We start from the raw sequence: 18,385 nt of genomic DNA, 5'->3' as shown, positions 1-18,385 counted from the left end.
AATGATTAGGATTGTAAAATATTTTCTACTATATTATTTCCTATTTTTAATGAATATTTTCATCTTTACGGATTCTAGCAACTCTTGGATTTCAGCTAACAATGAGTGAAAGTAGTTATCTGGTGCCACCTGCGTTTGCGTTTATCGTTTTATACGCCATTCACAAAAGAAGTGGGAAAGGCAAGAAATCTGTGTAATTGAATATTCTAGGCAGGACTCTTGTTCTGCCTATTTTCTTTGGTAAAAGTGCTGTTCAGGTGAGGATATTGTTTTTTCAGAAATAATTCCCTTATTTCTTCCTTATTTGGTTAAAATAATCTTACAAATTTTTAAAGAGATTGTTAGAAAAAGGAGAAGGATATGAAATTTAGGAAAAGGCACTATCGTCCACAGGTGGATCAGATGGATTGTGGCGTGGCTTCCTTGGCTATGGTCTTTGGTTGCTACGGTAGTTATTACTCCTTGGCTCATCTACGAGAATTAGCCAAGACGACCATGGATGGGACAACGGCTTTGGGTTTGGTCAAGGTGGCAGAGGAGATTGGGTTTGAGACGCGGGCTATCAAGGCGGATATGACGCTCTTTGATTTGCCAGATTTGACCTTTCCTTTTGTGGCTCATGTGCTCAAGGAAGGGAAGTTGCTCCACTACTATGTGGTGATAGGTCAGGATAAAAAGCACATTCATATCGCTGATCCAGATCCTGGTATCAAGCTGACCAAGATTTCCCGTGAGCGATTTGCGCAAGAGTGGACAGGGGTTAGTATTTTTATGGCACCATCACCGGACTATAAACCTCATAAGGAGAAAAAACAGGGACTCCTATCCTTCTTGCCGATCTTACTCAAACAGCATGGCTTAATTACCAATATCGTCCTAGCGACACTCTTGGTGACCTTGATCAATATCGTGGGTTCCTACTATCTTCAGTCCATAATTGATAGTTACGTACCAGACCAGATGCGCTCGACACTGGGTATTATCTCTATTGGGCTGGTCATCGTCTATATCCTCCAGCAGATTTTGTCTTATGCGCAGGAATATCTCCTACTAATTCTTGGGCAACGCTTGTCGATCGACGTGATTTTGTCCTACATCAAGCATGTTTTTCACCTGCCGATGTCCTTTTTCGCGACACGCAGGACAGGAGAAATCGTGTCTCGTTTCACGGATGCTAACAGTATCATTGACGCGCTAGCGTCGGCCATTCTGTCGATTTTCCTAGATGTGTCGACGATTTTGATTATCTCTCTGGTCTTGTTTTCACAAAATATGACGCTCTTTTTCATTAGTCTACTTGCGCTTCCTATCTATACAGTGATTATCTTTGCCTTTATGAAGCCTTTTGAAAAGATGAATCGGGATACTATGGAAGCCAATGCGGTTCTGTCTTCTTCTATCATCGAGGACATCAACGGTATTGAGACCATTAAATCTTTGACCAGTGAAAGTTCGCGCTATCAAAAGATTGATAAGGAATTTGTAACTTATCTGAAAAAATCCTTTACCTATAGTCGGGCAGAAAGCCAGCAAAAGGCACTGAAAAAAGTTGCCCAGCTCCTGCTCAATGTTGCCGTTCTCTGGATGGGGGCTGTTCTGGTCATGGATGGCAAGATGAGTTTGGGCCAGTTGATTACCTATAATACTTTGCTTATTTACTTTACCAATCCTTTGGAAAATATCATCAACCTACAAACCAAACTTCAGACAGCGCAGGTCGCCAATAACCGTCTTAACGAGGTTTATCTAGTAGCTTCGGAGTTTGAGGAGAAGAAAACGGTAGAAGATTTGAGCATGATGAAAGGTGATATGACCTTTAAACAAGTTCACTATAAGTATGGCTATGGGCGTGATGTCTTGTCGGATATCAATTTGACCATTCCGCAAGGGTCTAAGATGGCTTTTGTGGGGATTTCAGGGTCAGGCAAGACTACCTTAGCCAAGATGATGGTTAATTTTTACGACCCAAGTCAAGGGGAGATTAGTCTGGGTGGTGTCAATCTTAATCAGATTGATAAAAAATCCTTGCGCCAGTACATCAACTATTTGCCTCAACAGCCCTATGTCTTTAACGGAACGATTTTGGAAAATCTTCTCCTTGGAGCTAAGGAGGGAACGACTCAGGAAGATATCTTACGGGCGGTTGAGTTGGCCGAGATTCGGGAGGATATCGAGCGCATGCCACTGAATTACCAGACAGAATTAACTTCGGATGGGACTGGAATTTCTGGTGGGCAACGGCAACGAATCGCTCTGGCGCGTGCTCTCTTGACAGACGCGCCTGTCTTGATCTTGGACGAGGCAACTAGTAGTTTGGATATCTTGACAGAGAAGCGGATCGTGGATAATCTCATGGCTTTAGATAAGACCTTGATTTTCATCGCACATCGCTTGACCATCGCTGAGCGGACAGAAAAGGTTGTTGTTTTGGATCAGGGCAAGATTGTCGAAGAGGGCACCCATGCAGACTTGCTTGCACAGGATGGCTTGTACGCCCATTTGGTGAATAGCTAGAAAGAGGAGAGGATGAAACCAGAATTTTTAGAAAGTGCGGAGTTTTATAATCGTCGTTATCATAATTTTTCCAGTCGGGTGATTTTACCTATGTCACTTCTGTTCATGTTTTTACTGGGATTTGCAGTTTTTGCAGAGAAGGAGATGAGTTTGTCTACCCGAGCGACTGTCGAACCTAGTCGGATTATTGCCAATATCCAGTCGACTAGCAATCAACGCATTGTGGCCAATTATCTGGAAGAAAACAAGTTGGTCAAGCAGGGGGAACTACTCGTTCAGTACCAGCAAGGGGCGGAGGCTGTCCAGGTAGAGGCATATGCCAGTCAATTGGAGATGTTAAAGGATCAAAAAAAGCAGTTGGGGTATTTGCAATCCAGTTTGAAAGAGGGGAGTGATCAATTTCCAGAGGCGGATAAGTTTGGTTATCAGGAGATGTTTCGAGACTATCTCAGCCAAGCTAGTAATCTTAGGAGTAATGTTTCTCAGCAAAATGCCAGCATATCCTCTCAAAATGCGGCAGCAAGTCAGAGCCAGGCCGAGATTGGCAATCTTATCAGCCAAACAGAGGAAAAAATACGAGACTACAAAACAGCCAAGTCAGCGATTGAAAAGGGAGATCAACTAGATAGTCAGAATCCAGCCCACTCTTTTTACCAGACCTATAAAAATCAAGGTGAAGAAGATTCGCAAGCTAAATCGCAAGTTATTGCGCAAGTGGATGCTCAAATTGCCCAGCTAGAGTCTAGTCTAGCTACGTATCGTGTACAGTATGCGGGTTCTGGAGCTCAACAGGCCCACGCAACGGGACTGGATAGTCAGCTGGAATCGCTCAAGTCTCAGCACTTAGTCAAAGTTGGCCAGGAATTAACTCTTCTAGATCAGAAAATTTTGGAGGCGGAATCGGGTAAGAAGGTACAGGGAGGTCTCCTAGATAAAGGGAAGATTACAGCAAGTGAGGATGGGGTGCTTCACCTCAATCCTGAGACCAGTGAATCTACGATGGTCGCAGAAGGAACCCTGCTAGCCCAACTTACTCATCCTTGGAAAAAGAAGGGAAAACCAAACTCACAGCCTATCTCAGTTCAAAAGATGTTGCTAGAGTCAAGATTGGGGACTCTGTCCGTTATACTACGACTAATGATGCGAAGAATCAAATTTTCCTGGATTCCACGATTACAAGTATTGATGCGACAGCTACAAAGACTGAACAAGGAAATTTCTTTAAAATTGAGGCGGAGACTAATTTAACTTCGGAGCAGGCTGCAACACTTCGTTATGGTTTAGAAGGCCGCCTGCAGATGATCACAGGGAAGAAAAGCTATCTCCGTTATTTTTGGGATCAATTTCTAAATAAAGGGTAATATTCGTGTTTTTCAGAGGATAAATGGTTTTAAAACTGTAAGAAGAGTTCATCTTGCAGTTTTTCTTTACGCTTAAAACAGAAAACGTTATTTGTTCGTAAAAACCTTGAATTTTTCATGCTTTTGTGGTAGAATGTGCTCAAGTAAAACGAAAGGCGAACTTTAAAATGTCAAAACAACTGATCTATTCGGGAAAAGCCAAGGATATCTATACAACTGAGGATGAAAATCTCATTATTTCAACTTACAAGGACCAGGCGACTGCCTTCAATGGTGTCAAGAAGGAGCAGATTGCGGGCAAGGGAGTGTTAAATAATCAGATTTCATCTTTTATTTTTGAGAAATTAAATGCGGCTGGTGTAGCGACTCACTTTGTGGAGAAATTTTCGGACACGGAACAACTCAATAAAAAGGTTGAGATTATTCCTTTGGAAGTTGTGCTCCGCAACTACACGGCTGGTTCCTTTTCAAAACGTTTTGGCGTTGAAGAAGGTATCGCATTTGAGACTCCGATTGTCGAATTCTACTATAAAAATGATGATTTGGACGATCCCTTTATCAATGACGAGCATGTGAAATTCCTTAAAATTGCGGATGACCAGCAGATTGCTTACTTGAAGGAAGAAACGCGTCGTATCAATAAACTTTTGAAGGCTTGGTTTGCTGAGATTGGTCTTAAATTGATTGACTTTAAGCTGGAGTTCGGTTTTGACAAGGGTGGCAAGATTATCTTAGCAGACGAATTTTCACCAGATAACTGCCGTTTGTGGGATGCAGATGGTAACCACATGGACAAGGATGTTTTCCGTAGGGGATTGGGAGAACTAACAGACGTTTATGAGATTGTCTGGGAGAAATTGCAGGAATTGAAATAATCTGTTATTAACGGAAAACCTTAGTCTTTCAGATGTAAGGACTCAGGCTGTAAAGATCCCCCAGACCTTTTCACTCCGTCAGGGACTAGGTGAACTGACAGATGTTTACGAGATTGTCTGGGAAAAGTTGCAAGGTTTAAAATAACATCTTCAAGGTCATTTGGGAACATTGCAAGAGCTGAAATAAAGGAATAAGAATTGATGGATAAACGTATTTTTGTTGAAAAAAAGGCTGATTTTCAGGTCAAGTCAGAGAGTTTGGTAAGGGAGCTCCAGCACAACTTGGGACTGTCAACTTTGAAAAGTATTCGCATTGTGCAGGTTTATGATGTCTTTGATTTGGCAGAGGACTTGTTTGCACCTGCAGAGAAGCACATCTTCTCTGAGCAGGTGACGGATCATGTCTTGGACGAAGCGGCCGTGCAAGCGGATCTTGCAAACTATGCTTTCTTTGCCATTGAAAGCCTACCTGGTCAATTTGACCAGCGTGCAGCTTCTTCACAGGAAGCCTTGCTTTTACTGGGAAGTTCAAGTGATGTAACAGTCAACACAGCCCAGCTTTACTTGGTCAATAAGGATATTGATGCGACTGAGTTGGAAGCAGTCAAGAACTACTTGCTCAACCCAGTTGATTCTCGTTTCAAGGACATCACGACAGGGATTGCCAAGCAGGAATTTTCAGAGTCGGACAAGATCATTCCTAAATTGACTTTCTTTGAAAGTTATACGGCAGAAGACTTTGCTCGCTACAAGGCCGAGCAAGGGATGGCCATGGAAGTGGATGATTTGCTCTTTATCCAAGGCTATTTCAAGTCAATCGGGCGTGTGCCGACGGAAACAGAGCTCAAAGTTTTGGATACTTACTGGTCTGACCACTGCCGTCACACGACTTTTGAGACGGAGTTGAAACACATTGATTTCTCAGCTTCTAAATTCCAAAAGCAATTGCAAGCGACTTATGACAAGTATATTGCCATGCGTGATGAGCTAGGTCGGTCTGAAAAACCACAAACCTTGATGGATATGGCAACTATTTTCGGTCGTTATGAGCGTGCCAATGGGCGTTTGGACGACATGGAAGTGTCTGATGAAATAAACGCCTGCTCAGTAGAAATCGAAGTGGACGTTGATGGTATCAAGGAACCATGGCTCCTAATGTTCAAGAATGAAACTCACAATCACCCAACGGAAATTGAGCCATTTGGTGGAGCGGCAACTTGTATCGGTGGCGCTATTCGTGACCCATTGTCAGGCCGTTCTTATGTTTACCAAGTCATGCGTATCTCAGGTGCTGGTGACATTACAGCGCCGATTTCAGAAACGCGCGCTGGGAAATTGCCTCAACAAGTCATTTCGAAAACAGCGGCTCATGGTTATTCTTCGTATGGGAACCAAATTGGTCTGGCGACGACTTACGTTCGTGAATACTTCCACCCAGGTTTTGTAGCCAAACGCATGGAGCTAGGTGCCGTTGTCGGAGCGGCTCCTAAGGAAAATGTTGTCCGTGAAAAACCGGAAGCCGGCGATGTGATTATCTTGCTCGGTGGTAAGACTGGACGTGATGGTGTCGGTGGTGCAACGGGATCTTCTAAGGTTCAAACAGTTGAGTCTGTAGAGACTGCTGGAGCTGAGGTTCAAAAAGGGAATGCCATCGAAGAGCGCAAGATCCAACGCCTTTTCCGTAATGGCGATGTTACTCGTCTTATCAAGAAATCCAACGACTTTGGAGCAGGTGGTGTCTGTGTGGCTATCGGTGAATTGGCAGATGGTCTTGAAATCGACCTCAACAAGGTTCCTCTTAAATACCAAGGATTGAATGGTACAGAAATTGCTATCTCTGAATCACAAGAACGGATGGCAGTTGTGGTGCGTCCTGAGGACGTAGATGCCTTCGTTGCAGAATGTAATAAAGAAAATATTGACGCGGTTGTTGTGGCAACAGTAACTGAAAAACCAAATCTTGTCATGCACTGGAATGGTGAAACCATCGTCGACTTGGAACGTCGTTTCCTTGATACAAACGGTGTGCGCGTAGTCGTTGATGCCAAGGTTGTGGACAAGGATGTCAAACTTCCAGAAGAACGTCAAACATCTGCTGACACACTTGGAGCTGATACCCTTGCGGTTCTATCTGATCTCAACCATGCGAGTCAAAAAGGATTGCAAACCATCTTTGACTGCTCGGTCGGTCGTTCAACGGTCAATCACCCACTTGGTGGTCGCTACCAACTCACACCAACTGAGGCATCTGTGCAGAAATTGCCAGTTCAACACGGTGTGACTCACACTGCGTCTGTCATGGCCCAAGGATTCAATCCATATGTGGCAGAATGGTCTCCATACCATGGCGCTGCTTATGCAGTTATCGAAGCAACCGCTCGTTTGGTGGCTGCTGGTGCCAACTGGTCCAAGGCTCGTTTCTCTTATCAAGAATATTTTGAGCGCATGGATAAACAAGCAGAGCGTTTTGGTCAGCCAGTAGCAGCTCTCCTAGGTTCTATCGAAGCACAAATCCAGCTTGGCTTGCCATCTATCGGTGGTAAGGACTCTATGTCTGGTACTTTTGAAGAATTGACTGTACCGCCAACCTTGGTTGCCTTTGGGGTGACGACGGCAGATAGCCGTAAGGTGCTTTCTCCTGAGTTCAAGACTGCTGGTGAAAATATCTACTACATCCCAGGTCAAGCTCTTGCTGCAGAGATTGATTTTGACTTGATTAAGTCTAATTTTACTCAATTTGAAGCCATCCAAGCTGATTACAAAGTAACATCTGCATCAGCTGTTAAATATGGCGGTGTCCTTGAAAGTTTGGCTCTTGCTTCCTTTGGAAACCATATCGGTGCAGAGGTAGCCTTGCCTGAACTTGAAAGTTCTTTGACAGCTCAATTAGGCGGATTTGTCTTCACATCTCCTGAAGAGATTACTGGAGTAGAGAAGATTGGTCAAACGAAAGCAAACTTTACACTCGTTGTCAACGGTGTGAAGCTAGATGGACACAAACTTGACAGTGCCTTCCAAGGGAAACTGGAAGAAGTTTACCCAACAGAATTTGCTCAATCTAAAGAATTGGAAGAAGTGCCAGCTGTCGCTTCTGACGCAGTCATCAAAGCCAAGGAAACTATTGAAAAACCAGTGGTTTACATCCCAGTCTTCCCAGGAACCAACTCGGAATATGATTCAGCCAAGGCATTTGAAAAAGAAGGTGCAGAGGTTAACTTGGTGCCATTCGTGACCTTGAATGAAGAGGCTATTGTCAAGTCAGTTGAAACTATGGTTGACAATATCGGCAAGGCTAATATCCTTTTCTTCGCGGGTGGTTTCTCAGCTGCGGATGAGCCGGATGGATCAGCTAAGTTTATTATCAATATCTTGCTCAATGAAAAAGTGCGTGCAGCCATTGATAGCTTTATCGCTCGTGGTGGCTTGATTATCGGTATCTGTAATGGATTCCAAGCCTTGGTCAAATCAGGTCTTCTTCCATATGGAAACTTTGAAGATGCAAGTAGCACTAGCCCAACCCTTTTCTACAATGATGCCAACCAACACGTGGCTAAGATGGTGGAAACTCGGATTGCCAATACCAACTCGCCATGGTTGGCTGGTGTGCAAGTGGGCGATATCCACGCTATTCCTGTTTCGCACGGTGAAGGGAAGTTTGTCGTGACAGCTGAGGAATTTGCAGAGCTCCGTGACAATGGACAAATTTTCAGCCAATACGTTGACTTTGAAGGCAAACCAAGCATGGATTCTAAGTACAATCCAAATGGTTCTGTAAATGCCATCGAAGGAATTACCAGCAAGAATGGTCAAATCATCGGTAAAATGGGACACTCAGAACGTTATGAAGATGGTCTTTTCCAAAATATTCCAGGGAATAAAGACCAGCACCTGTTCGCGTCGGCTGTGCGTTATTTCACAGGGAAATAAAAGGTATAAAAAATGACATACGAAGTAAAATCTCTTAATGAAGAATGTGGTGTTTTCGGTATCTGGGGACATACAGATGCTGCTAAATTGACCTATTTTGGTCTTCACAGTCTTCAGCACCGTGGTCAGGAGGGGGCAGGAATCCTCTCCAATGATCAGGGGCAATTGAAGCGTCATCGTGATATGGGGCTTTTATCAGAAGTGTTCAGAAATCCTGCTAATTTGGATAAATTGACAGGAACGAGCGCGATTGGGCATGTGCGTTATGCGACTGCTGGCGAAGCTTCTGTGGATAACATTCAGCCCTTCCTCTTCCGCTTTCATGATATGCAGTTTGGACTTGCTCATAACGGAAACTTGACCAATGCCGAATCGCTCAAGCAAGAATTGGAACAAAGAGGAGCTATTTTCAGTTCAACTTCGGACTCGGAAATCTTGGCTCACCTCATTCGTCGGAGTCACAATCCCAACTTGATGGGCAAAATCAAAGAGGCGCTTAGCCTTGTCAAAGGTGGATTTGCTTATATCCTGCTGTTTGAGGACAAGTTGATTGCTGCGCTTGATCCTAATGGTTTCCGTCCACTTTCTATTGGGAAAATGGCCAACGGAGCGGTGGTGGTTTCGTCAGAAACCTGTGCTTTTGAAGTCATTGGTGCCGAGTGGATTCGTGATGTGAAACCAGGAGAGATTGTAATCGTGGATGACAATGGGATTCAGTACGATAGCTATACGAATGATACCCAGTTGGCGATTTGCTCTATGGAGTATATCTACTTTGCCCGTCCTGACTCTAATATCCATGGAGTCAATGTCCATACAGCTCGCAAACGTATGGGGGCTCAATTGGCGCGTGAGTTCAAGCACGAAGCAGATATTGTGGTCGGTGTGCCAAATTCCTCGCTCAGCGCAGCCATGGGATTTGCAGAAGAATCTGGTCTGCCAAATGAAATGGGTCTTATCAAGAACCAATACACGCAACGCACCTTTATCCAACCGACTCAAGAATTGCGGGAGCAAGGGGTGCGGATGAAACTGTCTGCTGTTTCGGGCGTTGTCAAAGGCAAACGTGTGGTGATGATTGATGATTCCATTGTTCGTGGGACAACCTCTCGCCGTATCGTTCAGCTTTTGAAAGAAGCAGGTGCGTCTGAGGTTCACGTTGCCATTGGTAGTCCAGCGCTGGCTTATCCATGTTTCTACGGGATTGATATCCAGACGCGTCAGGAGTTGATTGCGGCCAATCATACTGTCGAAGAGACTCGCCAAATCATTGGGGCGGATAGCCTGACCTATCTTTCGATTGATGGCTTGATTGATTCTATCGGAATCGAAACAGATGCGCCGAACGGTGGACTCTGTGTCGCTTACTTTGACGGCGACTACCCAACTCCTCTCTACGACTATGAGGAAGACTATCAAAGAAGTTTGGAAGAAAAGACCAGTTTTTACAAGTAGCCGACTGAAGATTCTCCATAAAGGGAAAGGAAGAGAAGATGACAAATAAAAATGCTTATGCGCAATCCGGTGTGGATGTTGAAGCGGGTTATGAAGTTGTTGAACGAATCAAAAAGCACGTGGCTCGTACGGAGCGTGCGGGTGTTATGGGAGCTCTTGGTGGCTTTGGTGGCATGTTTGACCTTTCAAAAACAGGTGTCAAAGAGCCAGTCTTGATTTCGGGGACAGATGGTGTCGGGACCAAGCTCATGTTGGCCATCAAGTATGATAAGCATGATACGATTGGGCAAGACTGTGTGGCCATGTGTGTCAACGATATTATCGCTGCAGGTGCGGAGCCTCTCTATTTCCTCGACTATGTCGCGATTGGCAAGAATGAACCAGCTAAACTAGAACAAGTCGTTGCTGGTGTGGCAGAAGGTTGTGTTCAGGCAGGCGCTGCTCTCATCGGTGGGGAAACGGCTGAAATGCCTGGTATGTATGGCGAAGATGACTACGACTTGGCTGGTTTTGCGGTCGGTGTGGCTGAAAAATCTCAAATCATAGACGGCTCAAAAGTAGCTGAAGGTGATGTCCTTCTCGGGCTTGCTTCAGGTGGGATTCACTCAAATGGTTACTCCCTCGTGCGTCGTGTTTTTGCCGACTACACAGGTGACGAAGTCTTGCCAGAATTGGAAGGCAAGAAACTCAAGGAAGTCCTTCTTGAGCCAACTCGTATCTATGTCAAGGCTGTCTTACCGCTCATCAAAGAAGAGTTGGTCAACGGTATTGCTCATATCACTGGTGGTGGCTTTATCGAGAATGTCCCTCGTATGTTTGCGGATGACCTGGCTGCTGAGATTGAAGAAGACAAGGTTCCAGTTTTACCGATTTTCAAAGCTCTTGAAAAATACGGTGAAATCAAGCATGAGGAAATGTTTGAAATCTTCAATATGGGTGTGGGACTCATGTTGGCAGTTAGCCCTGAAAATGTAGGCCGAGTCAAGGAATTGCTGGATGAACCAGTCTATGAAATTGGTCGCATCGTCAAGAAAGAAAACGAAAGTGTCATCATCAAATGAAAAAAATAGCGGTTTTTGCCTCTGGTAATGGCTCAAATTTTCAGGTGATTGCCGAAGAATTTCCGGTGGAGTTTGTTTTTTCAGACCATCGTGACGCCTATGTGCTGGAACGTGCAGACAAGCTCGGCGTCCTGTCCTATGCTTTTGAACTCAAGGAGTTTGAGAACAAGGCGGACTACGAAGCAGCTCTTGTCGAGCTCTTGGAAGAACACCAGATTGACTTGGTTTGTTTGGCGGGTTATATGAAAATCGTCGGCCCAACCTTATTGGCGGCTTATGAAGGTCGAATTATCAACATTCATCCGGCCTACCTGCCAGAATTTCCAGGAGCTCATGGGATTGAGGACGCTTGGAAAGCTGATGTCGCTGAGAGTGGTGTCACCATTCACTGGGTGGACTCTGGTGTAGATACAGGAAAGGTTATCAAGCAAGTCCGAGTGCCACGACTAGCTGATGATACCATCGAAAGCTTTGAAGCTCGCATTCATGAGGCAGAGTACAAGTTGTATCCAGAGGTGCTGGATAGCTTGGGAGTGGAGAGAAGGTAAGAAGTAAATCAAGTTTTGATTGCGCAATCTTGCTAGGAGAAAAAATGATTGAACTGAAATTGGTAGATGAGAGCAGTTTTCAGGCAGTGCTGGATTTGAAAATATCAGAAGCTGATGAACGAGCACGTTTCGTAGCTCCAAATGTTCGCTCTTTAGCTGATGCATGGCTCTACCGGAAAAACGAAGATGTGTTTCCGATGGCAATCTATTGGGATAAGCAAGTGGTTGGCTTTCTCCTGCTAGAAATAGACAAGGATGAAGCGGAATACTTTATCTGGCGGATAATGATTGGTCAGCAGTACCAAGGAAGAGGTTATGGTCGAAAAGCCTTGGAAGTTCTAATCAAAGAGGCCCAGATGGATAGAGTTTGCAGTCATATTACCGCAGATTATGTGGTTGGAAATGAAAAAATGAAGCACCTGTTGACTAGTCTGGGTTTTCAGGAAACAGGATTTATAGAAGAAAATAACGAAGTCGCTATGCGCTTGGATCTAAAGAAAGAGGAATAGAATGACGAAAAAGGCCTTAATCAGCGTCTCAGACAAAGCGGGCATTGTTGAATTTGCCCAAGAACTCAAAAAACTTGGTTGGGACATTATCTCGACAGGTGGGACAAAGGTTGCCCTTGATAATGCTGGAGTTGAGACCATTGCGATCGATGATGTGACGGGCTTCCCAGAGATGATGGACGGTCGTGTCAAGACCCTCCATCCAAATATTCACGGTGGGCTCCTTGCTCGTCGTGACTTGGATAGCCACCTTCAAGCGGCTAAGGACAATAAGATCGAGCTCATTGCCCTTGTAGTGGTCAATCTCTATCCTTTCAAGGAAACGATTCTCAAACCAGATGTGACGTATGCTGACGCGGTTGAAAATATTGATATCGGTGGGCCGTCTATGCTTCGTTCAGCGGCTAAAAACCACGCTAGCGTGACGGTTGTGGTAGACCCTGCTGACTATGCAGTGGTGCTTGACGAATTGGCAGCAAATGGTGAAACGACTTATGAAACTCGCCAACGTTTAGCAGCCAAGGTTTTTCGTCACACAGCGGCTTATGACGCCTTGATTGCAGAATACTTCACAGCTCAAGTCGGAGAAAGCAAACCTGAAAAGCTCACTTTGACCTATGACATCAAACAAGCCATGCGCTATGGGGAAAATCCTCAGCAGGACGCTGACTTCTACCAAAAAGCTTTGCCGACTGACTATTCGATTGCATCAGCGAAACAGCTCAACGGTAAAGAATTGTCCTTCAATAACATTCGTGACGCGGATGCCGCTATCCGTATCATTCGTGATTTCAAAGACCGTCCAACCGTTGTGGCTTTGAAACACATGAATCCATGTGGAATTGGTCAAGCTGATGACATCGAAACTGCTTGGGATTATGCTTATGAATCTGATCCAGTCTCTATCTTTGGTGGGATTGTCGTCCTTAATCGTGAGGTGGATGCTGCTACTGCTGAGAAGATGCACGGCGTTTTCCTCGAAATCATCATCGCACCGAGCTATACGGATGAAGCGCTAGCTATTTTGACCAACAAAAAGAAAAACTTGCGCATCCTTGCCTTGCCATTTGACGCTCAAGAGGCCAGTGAAGTGGAAGCAGAGTACACAGGTGTAGTAGGTGGACTTCTTGTGCAAAACCAAGACGTGGTCAAAGAAAGTCCAGCAGACTGGCAAGTGGCGACCAAACGCCAACCAACTGAGACAGAAGCAACTGCTCTTGAATTTGCTTGGAAGGCTATCAAGTATGTGAAATCAAACGGAATCATCGTGACCAATGACCACATGACACTTGGTGTTGGCCCTGGTCAAACCAACCGTGTGGCTTCCGTACGTATTGCCATTGAACAAGCCAAAGACCGTCTTGACGGCGCTGTGCTTGCTTCCGATGCCTTTTTCCCATTTGCGGATAACGTGGAAGAAATCGCTAAAGCAGGTATCAAAGCCATCATCCAACCAGGTGGATCCGTCCGTGACCAAGAATCTATTGAAGCAGCGGACAAATATGGCTTGACCATGATTTTCACAGGCGTGAGACATTTTAGACATTAAGAAAACGAAAGGGAAGAAAACAGTTTCTTTCCTTTTTTGACTTAAAATGCTAAGTAAAACAAGATTAAAGCGAACGTTTGTGATATAATGTTAGTAAATAATTCGTAAAAGAGGTTAAGAGATGAAGCTGTTAGTTGTCGGTTCGGGTGGTCGTGAACATGCGATTGCTAAGAAGTTGCTTGAATCAAAAGACGTTGAAAATGTCTTTGTAGATCCTGGAAATGACGGGATGACTCTGGATGGTTTGGAATTGGTAAATATCTCTATTTCCGAACATTCTAAGTTAATTGAGTTTGCAAAGGCCAACGATATTGCTTGGACCTTCATCGGGCCAGATGATGCCCTTGCTGCTGGAATTGTGGATGATTTTAACCAAGCTGGTCTCAAAGCCTTTGGTCCAACAAGATTGGCAGCGGAGCTGGAGTGGTCCAAGGATTTTGCTAAGGAAATCATGGTCAAATATGACGTTCCGACAGCAGCCTACGGCACATTTTCAGATTTCGAGGAAGCCAAGGCCTATATCGAGGAGAAAGGCGCTCCAATCGTCGTCAAGGCGGATGGTTTGGCACTTGGGAAGGGTGTCGTTGTTGCTGAGACAGTTGAGCAAGCGGTCGAAGCCGCTCACGAGATGCTTTTGGACAATAAGTTCGGTGACTCGGGGGCGCGAGTGGTCATCGAGGAATTCCTTGACGGAGAAGAGTTCTCTCTCTTTGCCTTTGTCAATGGGGACAAGTTCTACATCATGCCAACGGCTCAGGATCACAAACGTGCTTACGATGGCGACAAGGGCCCTAACACTGGCGGGATGGGTGCCTATGCGCCAGTTCCTCACTTGCCACAGAGCGTGGTTGACACAGCGGTTGAGACTATTGTCAAGCCAGTCCTTGAAGGAATGATCAAAGAAGGTCGTCCTTATCTGGGCATCCTTTACGCGGGGCTTATCTTGACAGTAGACGGACCTAAGGTTATCGAGTTCAACGCTCGGTTCGGAGATCCAGAAACTCAGATTATTTTGCCTCGTTTGACATCTGACTTTGCACAAAATATCACGGATATTCTCGATGGCAAGGAGCCGAACATCACGTGGACGGACAAGGGTGTGACTCTGGGTGTGGTTGTCGCATCCAAGGGCTACCCGCTAGACTATGAAAAAGGTGTCAAGTTGCCAGCCAAAACCGATGGCGACATCATCACCTACTATGCAGGGGCTAAGTTTGCGGAAAATAGCAGAGCATTGCTCTCAAACGGTGGACGTGTCTATATGCTAGTTACCACAGCAGATACCGTCAAAGAAACCCAAGATATCATCTACAAAGAACTCGACAAACAAAACACAGAAGGCCTCTTCTACCGAACAGATATCGGAAGCAAGGCAATTAAGTAAAGATATAAGAATAACGCGACGAAGTCGCTAAATACGATAATGGTCGTTTGATTTGCGAGCGTTAGCAAGCTAATATAGAGCAATCACCGCCGTTGTGAAAGAACGATTGGCTTATAAGCCAATCGTTCAGGGAAATCGGAAGACCTTGGGCTTCCGATTTAGGCATGAGACACCTTTGGTGGCTGCTGCCGTCCCTCACGACCTAAGGTGATTGTTGAAAGGAAGAAAAAGGAGAATAAATGAAACCAGTAATTTCCATTATCATGGGCTCAAAATCCGACTGGGAAACTATGCAAAAAACAGCAGAAGTTCTAGACCGCTTCGGTGTAGCTTACGAAAAGAAAGTTGTCTCTGCCCACCGTACTCCAGACCTCATGTTCAGACATGCGGAGGAAGCTCGTAGTCGCGGTATCAAGGTCATTATCGCAGGTGCTGGTGGCGCAGCTCACTTACCAGGTATGGTCGCAGCTAAAACAACTCTCCCTGTCATCGGTGTACCAGTCAAATCACGTGCTCTTAGTGGAGTGGACTCGCTCTACTCTATCGTACAGATGCCGGGTGGCGTGCCTGTTGCGACTATGGCTATCGGAGAAGCTGGAGCGACTAACGCTGCCCTCTTTGCCCTCCGTCTCCTGTCAGTAGAGGATCAGGCTATCGCGACAGCATTGGCTGATTTCGCAGAAGAGCAAGGAAAAATCGCAGAGGAGTCTACAAATGAGCTCATCTAAAACAATCGGAATTATCGGTGGCGGTCAGTTGGGTCAGATGATGGCCATTTCTGCTATCTACATGGGGCACAAGGTTATCGCGCTGGATCCCGCGGCGGATTGCCCGGCCTCTCGTGTGGCGGAAATTATCGTGGCTCCTTATAACGATGTGGATGCCCTCCGTCAGTTGGCGGAACGTTGCGATGTCCTGACCTATGAGTTTGAAAATGTCGACGCTGACGGTTTGGACGCTGTTATCAAAGACGGTCAGCTTCCACAAGGTACAGACCTGCTCCGCATCTCTCAAAATCGCATTTTTGAAAAGGACTTCCTCTCAAAAAAGGCACAAGTCACTGTGGCACCCTACAAGGTTGTGACTTCAAGTCAAGATTTGGCAGATATTGACCTTTCTAAAAACTATGTCCTCAAGACGGCGACTGGTGGCTACGATGGGCATGGACAAAAGGTCATTCGCTCGGCAGAAGACTTGAAAGAAGCTTATGCACTAGCGGATTCAGCAGACTGCGTTTTAGAAGAATTCGTCAATTTCGACCTTGAAATTTCTGTCATTGTGTCAGGAAATGGTAAGGATGTGACAGTTTTCCCAGTTCAGGAAAATGTCCACCGCAACAATATCCTGTCTAAAACCATTGTGCCAGCTCGCATTCCAGCAAGCTTAGCAGAAAAAGCCAAAGCTATGGCAGTGCGAATCGCTGAACAGCTCAAGCTGTCTGGAACGCTCTGTGTGGAAATGTTTGCGACAGCTGATGATATCATTGTCAACGAAATCGCGCCACGTCCACATAACTCTGGACATTACTCTATTGAAGCTTGCGACTTCTCGCAGTTTGACACCCATATTTTAGGCGTTCTAGGAGCACCATTGCCAAACATCAAACTACATGCGCCTGCTGTCATGCTCAATGTTCTCGGCCAGCACGTCGAGGTCGCTGAAAAATATGTCGCAGAAAATCCAAGCGCCCACCTCCACCTGTATGGTAAAATAGAAGCGAAGCACAACCGCAAGATGGGGCATGTGACTTTGTTTAGTGATGTACCGGATAGTGTGGTTGAGTTTGGAGAAAGGATTGATTTTTAGGTGAGAATAGCAATTTTAGGTCTTGGGGTTATCGGGACCATTTATGCCTATGCTTTTCAAAAAGCAGGTCATCAGGTAGAGCACGTGCTGAGAGAAAGTAAGAAAAGTACAGCACCAAACATTTTGACAGTTGATTTGCTAGATGGCCGTTATGTTTCCAAAGGTGAAAATAAACAGGATACCTATGCGGTTCATGTGGCGGAAGCTCATGCGGAATATGATTTTATTTTTATCAGTGTGCGCCATGGTTTTGTAAAAGAAGCTGTGGAAACCTTGCGAGAAAATCAGATTAAAGGAACTCTCGTTTTCTTCTGTAATTTCTGGAATACGCGAGAGGAAGTAGAGAAATGGGCAGGGGAGTATGACTATATTCTCGCATTTCCTACAGCTGGTGGTCATATGAATAAGGATCATTTAGATGGCGTCTTATTCGACCATTTAATGTTAGAAGGGGAGAAAAAAGCACACATCCCCAATTATGCTGACTTGACGGATTTGCTGACTTCAGCAGATTTGAAGTGGGAGGTTCCCCATGATATGGTCGAGTGGATTTGGATTCACATGGCGATTAATGCGGGTGTCACTTCGACAGCTGCACGCTCGGGAAATCTAGAAAATCCAGAAAAATTGGCTTTGAACTTGATGAACAGTTCTTCGGAATTATCATTAGCCATCAAGACCATTCGAGAGGCTTTGAAAGTCGTAGGAGCGCGTGGTGTGAATTTGAAACTTTACAAAGCAGAACTCTTGCCTTATAAAATTCCTGTTTGGATTGCAGGGAAGGCCATGAAAGCTATGTTTGCGAAAAATGAGCTGACCCGAAAAATCATGACCTTACATAATGATAAACAAGATATCTTTTACTGTTGTCAAAGTGTCTATCTGACAGGTCAGGAGTTATGCGTTGAGATGCCTATTCTAGAAGCCAATATGAAGGGGATTTCTGTCTAGAGTATTCTGGTTGTGCAATGGTTTTATTGAACAAGATAAGACTGTGGAGCAGTCGTTGAAGTCTTGTATACTAGTGGCAATCACGAAAAGGTGAAAGGCAAGTATGAAGAGTTAGTAGCTCAGTACCCAGAAAACTATTTTGCGATTTATGATTTGCCACTGGATACGGATTTGAATACGCTAGATCATTGTCCATTTGTGTGGATTGGAAAAGAAGAATTTGAATAAGAAATTATGGATTATATTACTTTTAAAACAAAGTTGTTTGAATATTTGGGACTTCAGGTAGATACGCCAGGCGATAAAATACACTTTAAGGTGAAAAATTCAGTATATGTAGGTAAAGAATTATTGATGTTTGATAATGAATAAATGGAGAAATTGTTTTTCTCTGAATAGGTTACACTAAACTAGACAGAAATTATAAAGTGTTCTACACTAACAC

At 44.8% G+C, this 18,385-nt stretch carries 13 protein-coding genes and 3 pseudogenes; all 16 read left to right on the top strand.

Annotation, left to right across the window (positions count from 1 at the left end; genetic code table 11):
• The first annotated feature begins 1 nt into the window (after position 1).
• The 16 genes and pseudogenes from Q4A91_RS05765 (at position 2) to Q4A91_RS05695 (ending at position 18,168) form a co-directional block, all read left to right on the top strand.
• Positions 2-197, top strand: a pseudogene (locus tag Q4A91_RS05765) (hypothetical protein).
• A gap of 163 nt (positions 198-360) precedes the next feature.
• Positions 361-2,514: a peptide cleavage/export ABC transporter ComA gene (gene comA, locus Q4A91_RS05760; protein WP_303209738.1), complete on the top strand. Its 2,154-nt coding sequence runs from the start codon at positions 361-363 to the stop codon at positions 2,512-2,514.
• Between the two features lie 12 nt (positions 2,515-2,526).
• Positions 2,527-3,875 (top strand): annotated as a pseudogene (comB, locus tag Q4A91_RS05755) (competence pheromone export protein ComB).
• A gap of 167 nt (positions 3,876-4,042) precedes the next feature.
• A complete protein-coding gene (gene purC, locus Q4A91_RS05750; protein ID WP_303209736.1) occupies positions 4,043-4,750 on the top strand; it encodes a phosphoribosylaminoimidazolesuccinocarboxamide synthase in 708 nt (235 codons plus the stop codon).
• Between the two features lie 201 nt (positions 4,751-4,951).
• Positions 4,952-8,677 carry a phosphoribosylformylglycinamidine synthase gene (locus Q4A91_RS05745; protein WP_303209735.1) on the top strand — a complete coding sequence of 1,242 codons (3,726 nt, stop codon included), beginning with the start codon at positions 4,952-4,954 and terminating at the stop codon, positions 8,675-8,677.
• A 12-nt stretch (positions 8,678-8,689) separates the two neighbouring features.
• Positions 8,690-10,132 (top strand): amidophosphoribosyltransferase, encoded by a 1,443-nt coding sequence (purF, locus tag Q4A91_RS05740; protein ID WP_303209734.1) that lies wholly within the window; start codon positions 8,690-8,692, stop codon positions 10,130-10,132.
• Positions 10,133-10,170: 38 nt separating this feature from the next.
• Positions 10,171-11,193 (top strand): phosphoribosylformylglycinamidine cyclo-ligase, encoded by a 1,023-nt coding sequence (gene purM / locus Q4A91_RS05735; RefSeq protein ID WP_303209732.1) that lies wholly within the window; start codon positions 10,171-10,173, stop codon positions 11,191-11,193.
• Positions 11,190-11,741, top strand: a complete 552-nt coding sequence (gene purN / locus Q4A91_RS05730; protein ID WP_268702927.1) for a phosphoribosylglycinamide formyltransferase — start codon at positions 11,190-11,192, stop codon at positions 11,739-11,741. The genes purM and purN overlap by 4 nt, the downstream gene beginning before the upstream one ends.
• Positions 11,742-11,785: 44 nt before the next feature.
• Positions 11,786-12,250 carry a GNAT family N-acetyltransferase gene (locus Q4A91_RS05725; RefSeq protein WP_303209729.1) on the top strand — a complete coding sequence of 155 codons (465 nt, stop codon included), beginning with the start codon at positions 11,786-11,788 and terminating at the stop codon, positions 12,248-12,250.
• Position 12,251: 1 nt separating this feature from the next.
• Complete coding sequence (gene purH / locus Q4A91_RS05720) at positions 12,252-13,799, top strand: bifunctional phosphoribosylaminoimidazolecarboxamide formyltransferase/IMP cyclohydrolase (RefSeq protein ID WP_303209728.1); 1,548 nt, start codon at positions 12,252-12,254, stop codon at positions 13,797-13,799.
• 121 nt (positions 13,800-13,920) lie between these two features.
• Positions 13,921-15,183 (top strand): phosphoribosylamine--glycine ligase, encoded by a 1,263-nt coding sequence (gene purD / locus Q4A91_RS05715; RefSeq protein ID WP_303209727.1) that lies wholly within the window; start codon positions 13,921-13,923, stop codon positions 15,181-15,183.
• A 94-nt stretch (positions 15,184-15,277) separates the two neighbouring features.
• Positions 15,278-15,394 carry a phosphoribosylaminoimidazole carboxylase gene (locus Q4A91_RS09345; RefSeq protein ID WP_368389534.1) on the top strand — a complete coding sequence of 39 codons (117 nt, stop codon included), beginning with the start codon at positions 15,278-15,280 and terminating at the stop codon, positions 15,392-15,394.
• Between the two features lie 28 nt (positions 15,395-15,422).
• Positions 15,423-15,911 carry a 5-(carboxyamino)imidazole ribonucleotide mutase gene (gene purE, locus Q4A91_RS05710; RefSeq protein ID WP_303209726.1) on the top strand — a complete coding sequence of 163 codons (489 nt, stop codon included), beginning with the start codon at positions 15,423-15,425 and terminating at the stop codon, positions 15,909-15,911.
• Entirely contained in the window at positions 15,898-16,989 is a 1,092-nt protein-coding gene (purK, locus tag Q4A91_RS05705; RefSeq protein ID WP_303209725.1) for a 5-(carboxyamino)imidazole ribonucleotide synthase, read from the top strand. Before purE ends, purK begins: the two co-directional genes overlap by 14 nt.
• On the top strand, positions 16,990-17,940 hold the full coding sequence (locus Q4A91_RS05700) for a ketopantoate reductase family protein (RefSeq protein WP_303209724.1): 951 nt from the start codon (positions 16,990-16,992) through the stop codon (positions 17,938-17,940).
• Between the two features lie 10 nt (positions 17,941-17,950).
• Positions 17,951-18,168: pseudogene (locus tag Q4A91_RS05695) on the top strand (phosphoribosylaminoimidazole carboxylase).
• The last annotated feature ends 217 nt before the right edge of the window (positions 18,169-18,385 follow it).

Origin of the sequence: Streptococcus sp., from assembly GCF_030528045.1 — a bacterium.
Taxonomy (GTDB): domain Bacteria; phylum Bacillota; class Bacilli; order Lactobacillales; family Streptococcaceae; genus Streptococcus.
Note: the sequence above shows the minus strand (reverse complement) of the source record. Positions and strands in the feature narration are given on the sequence as shown.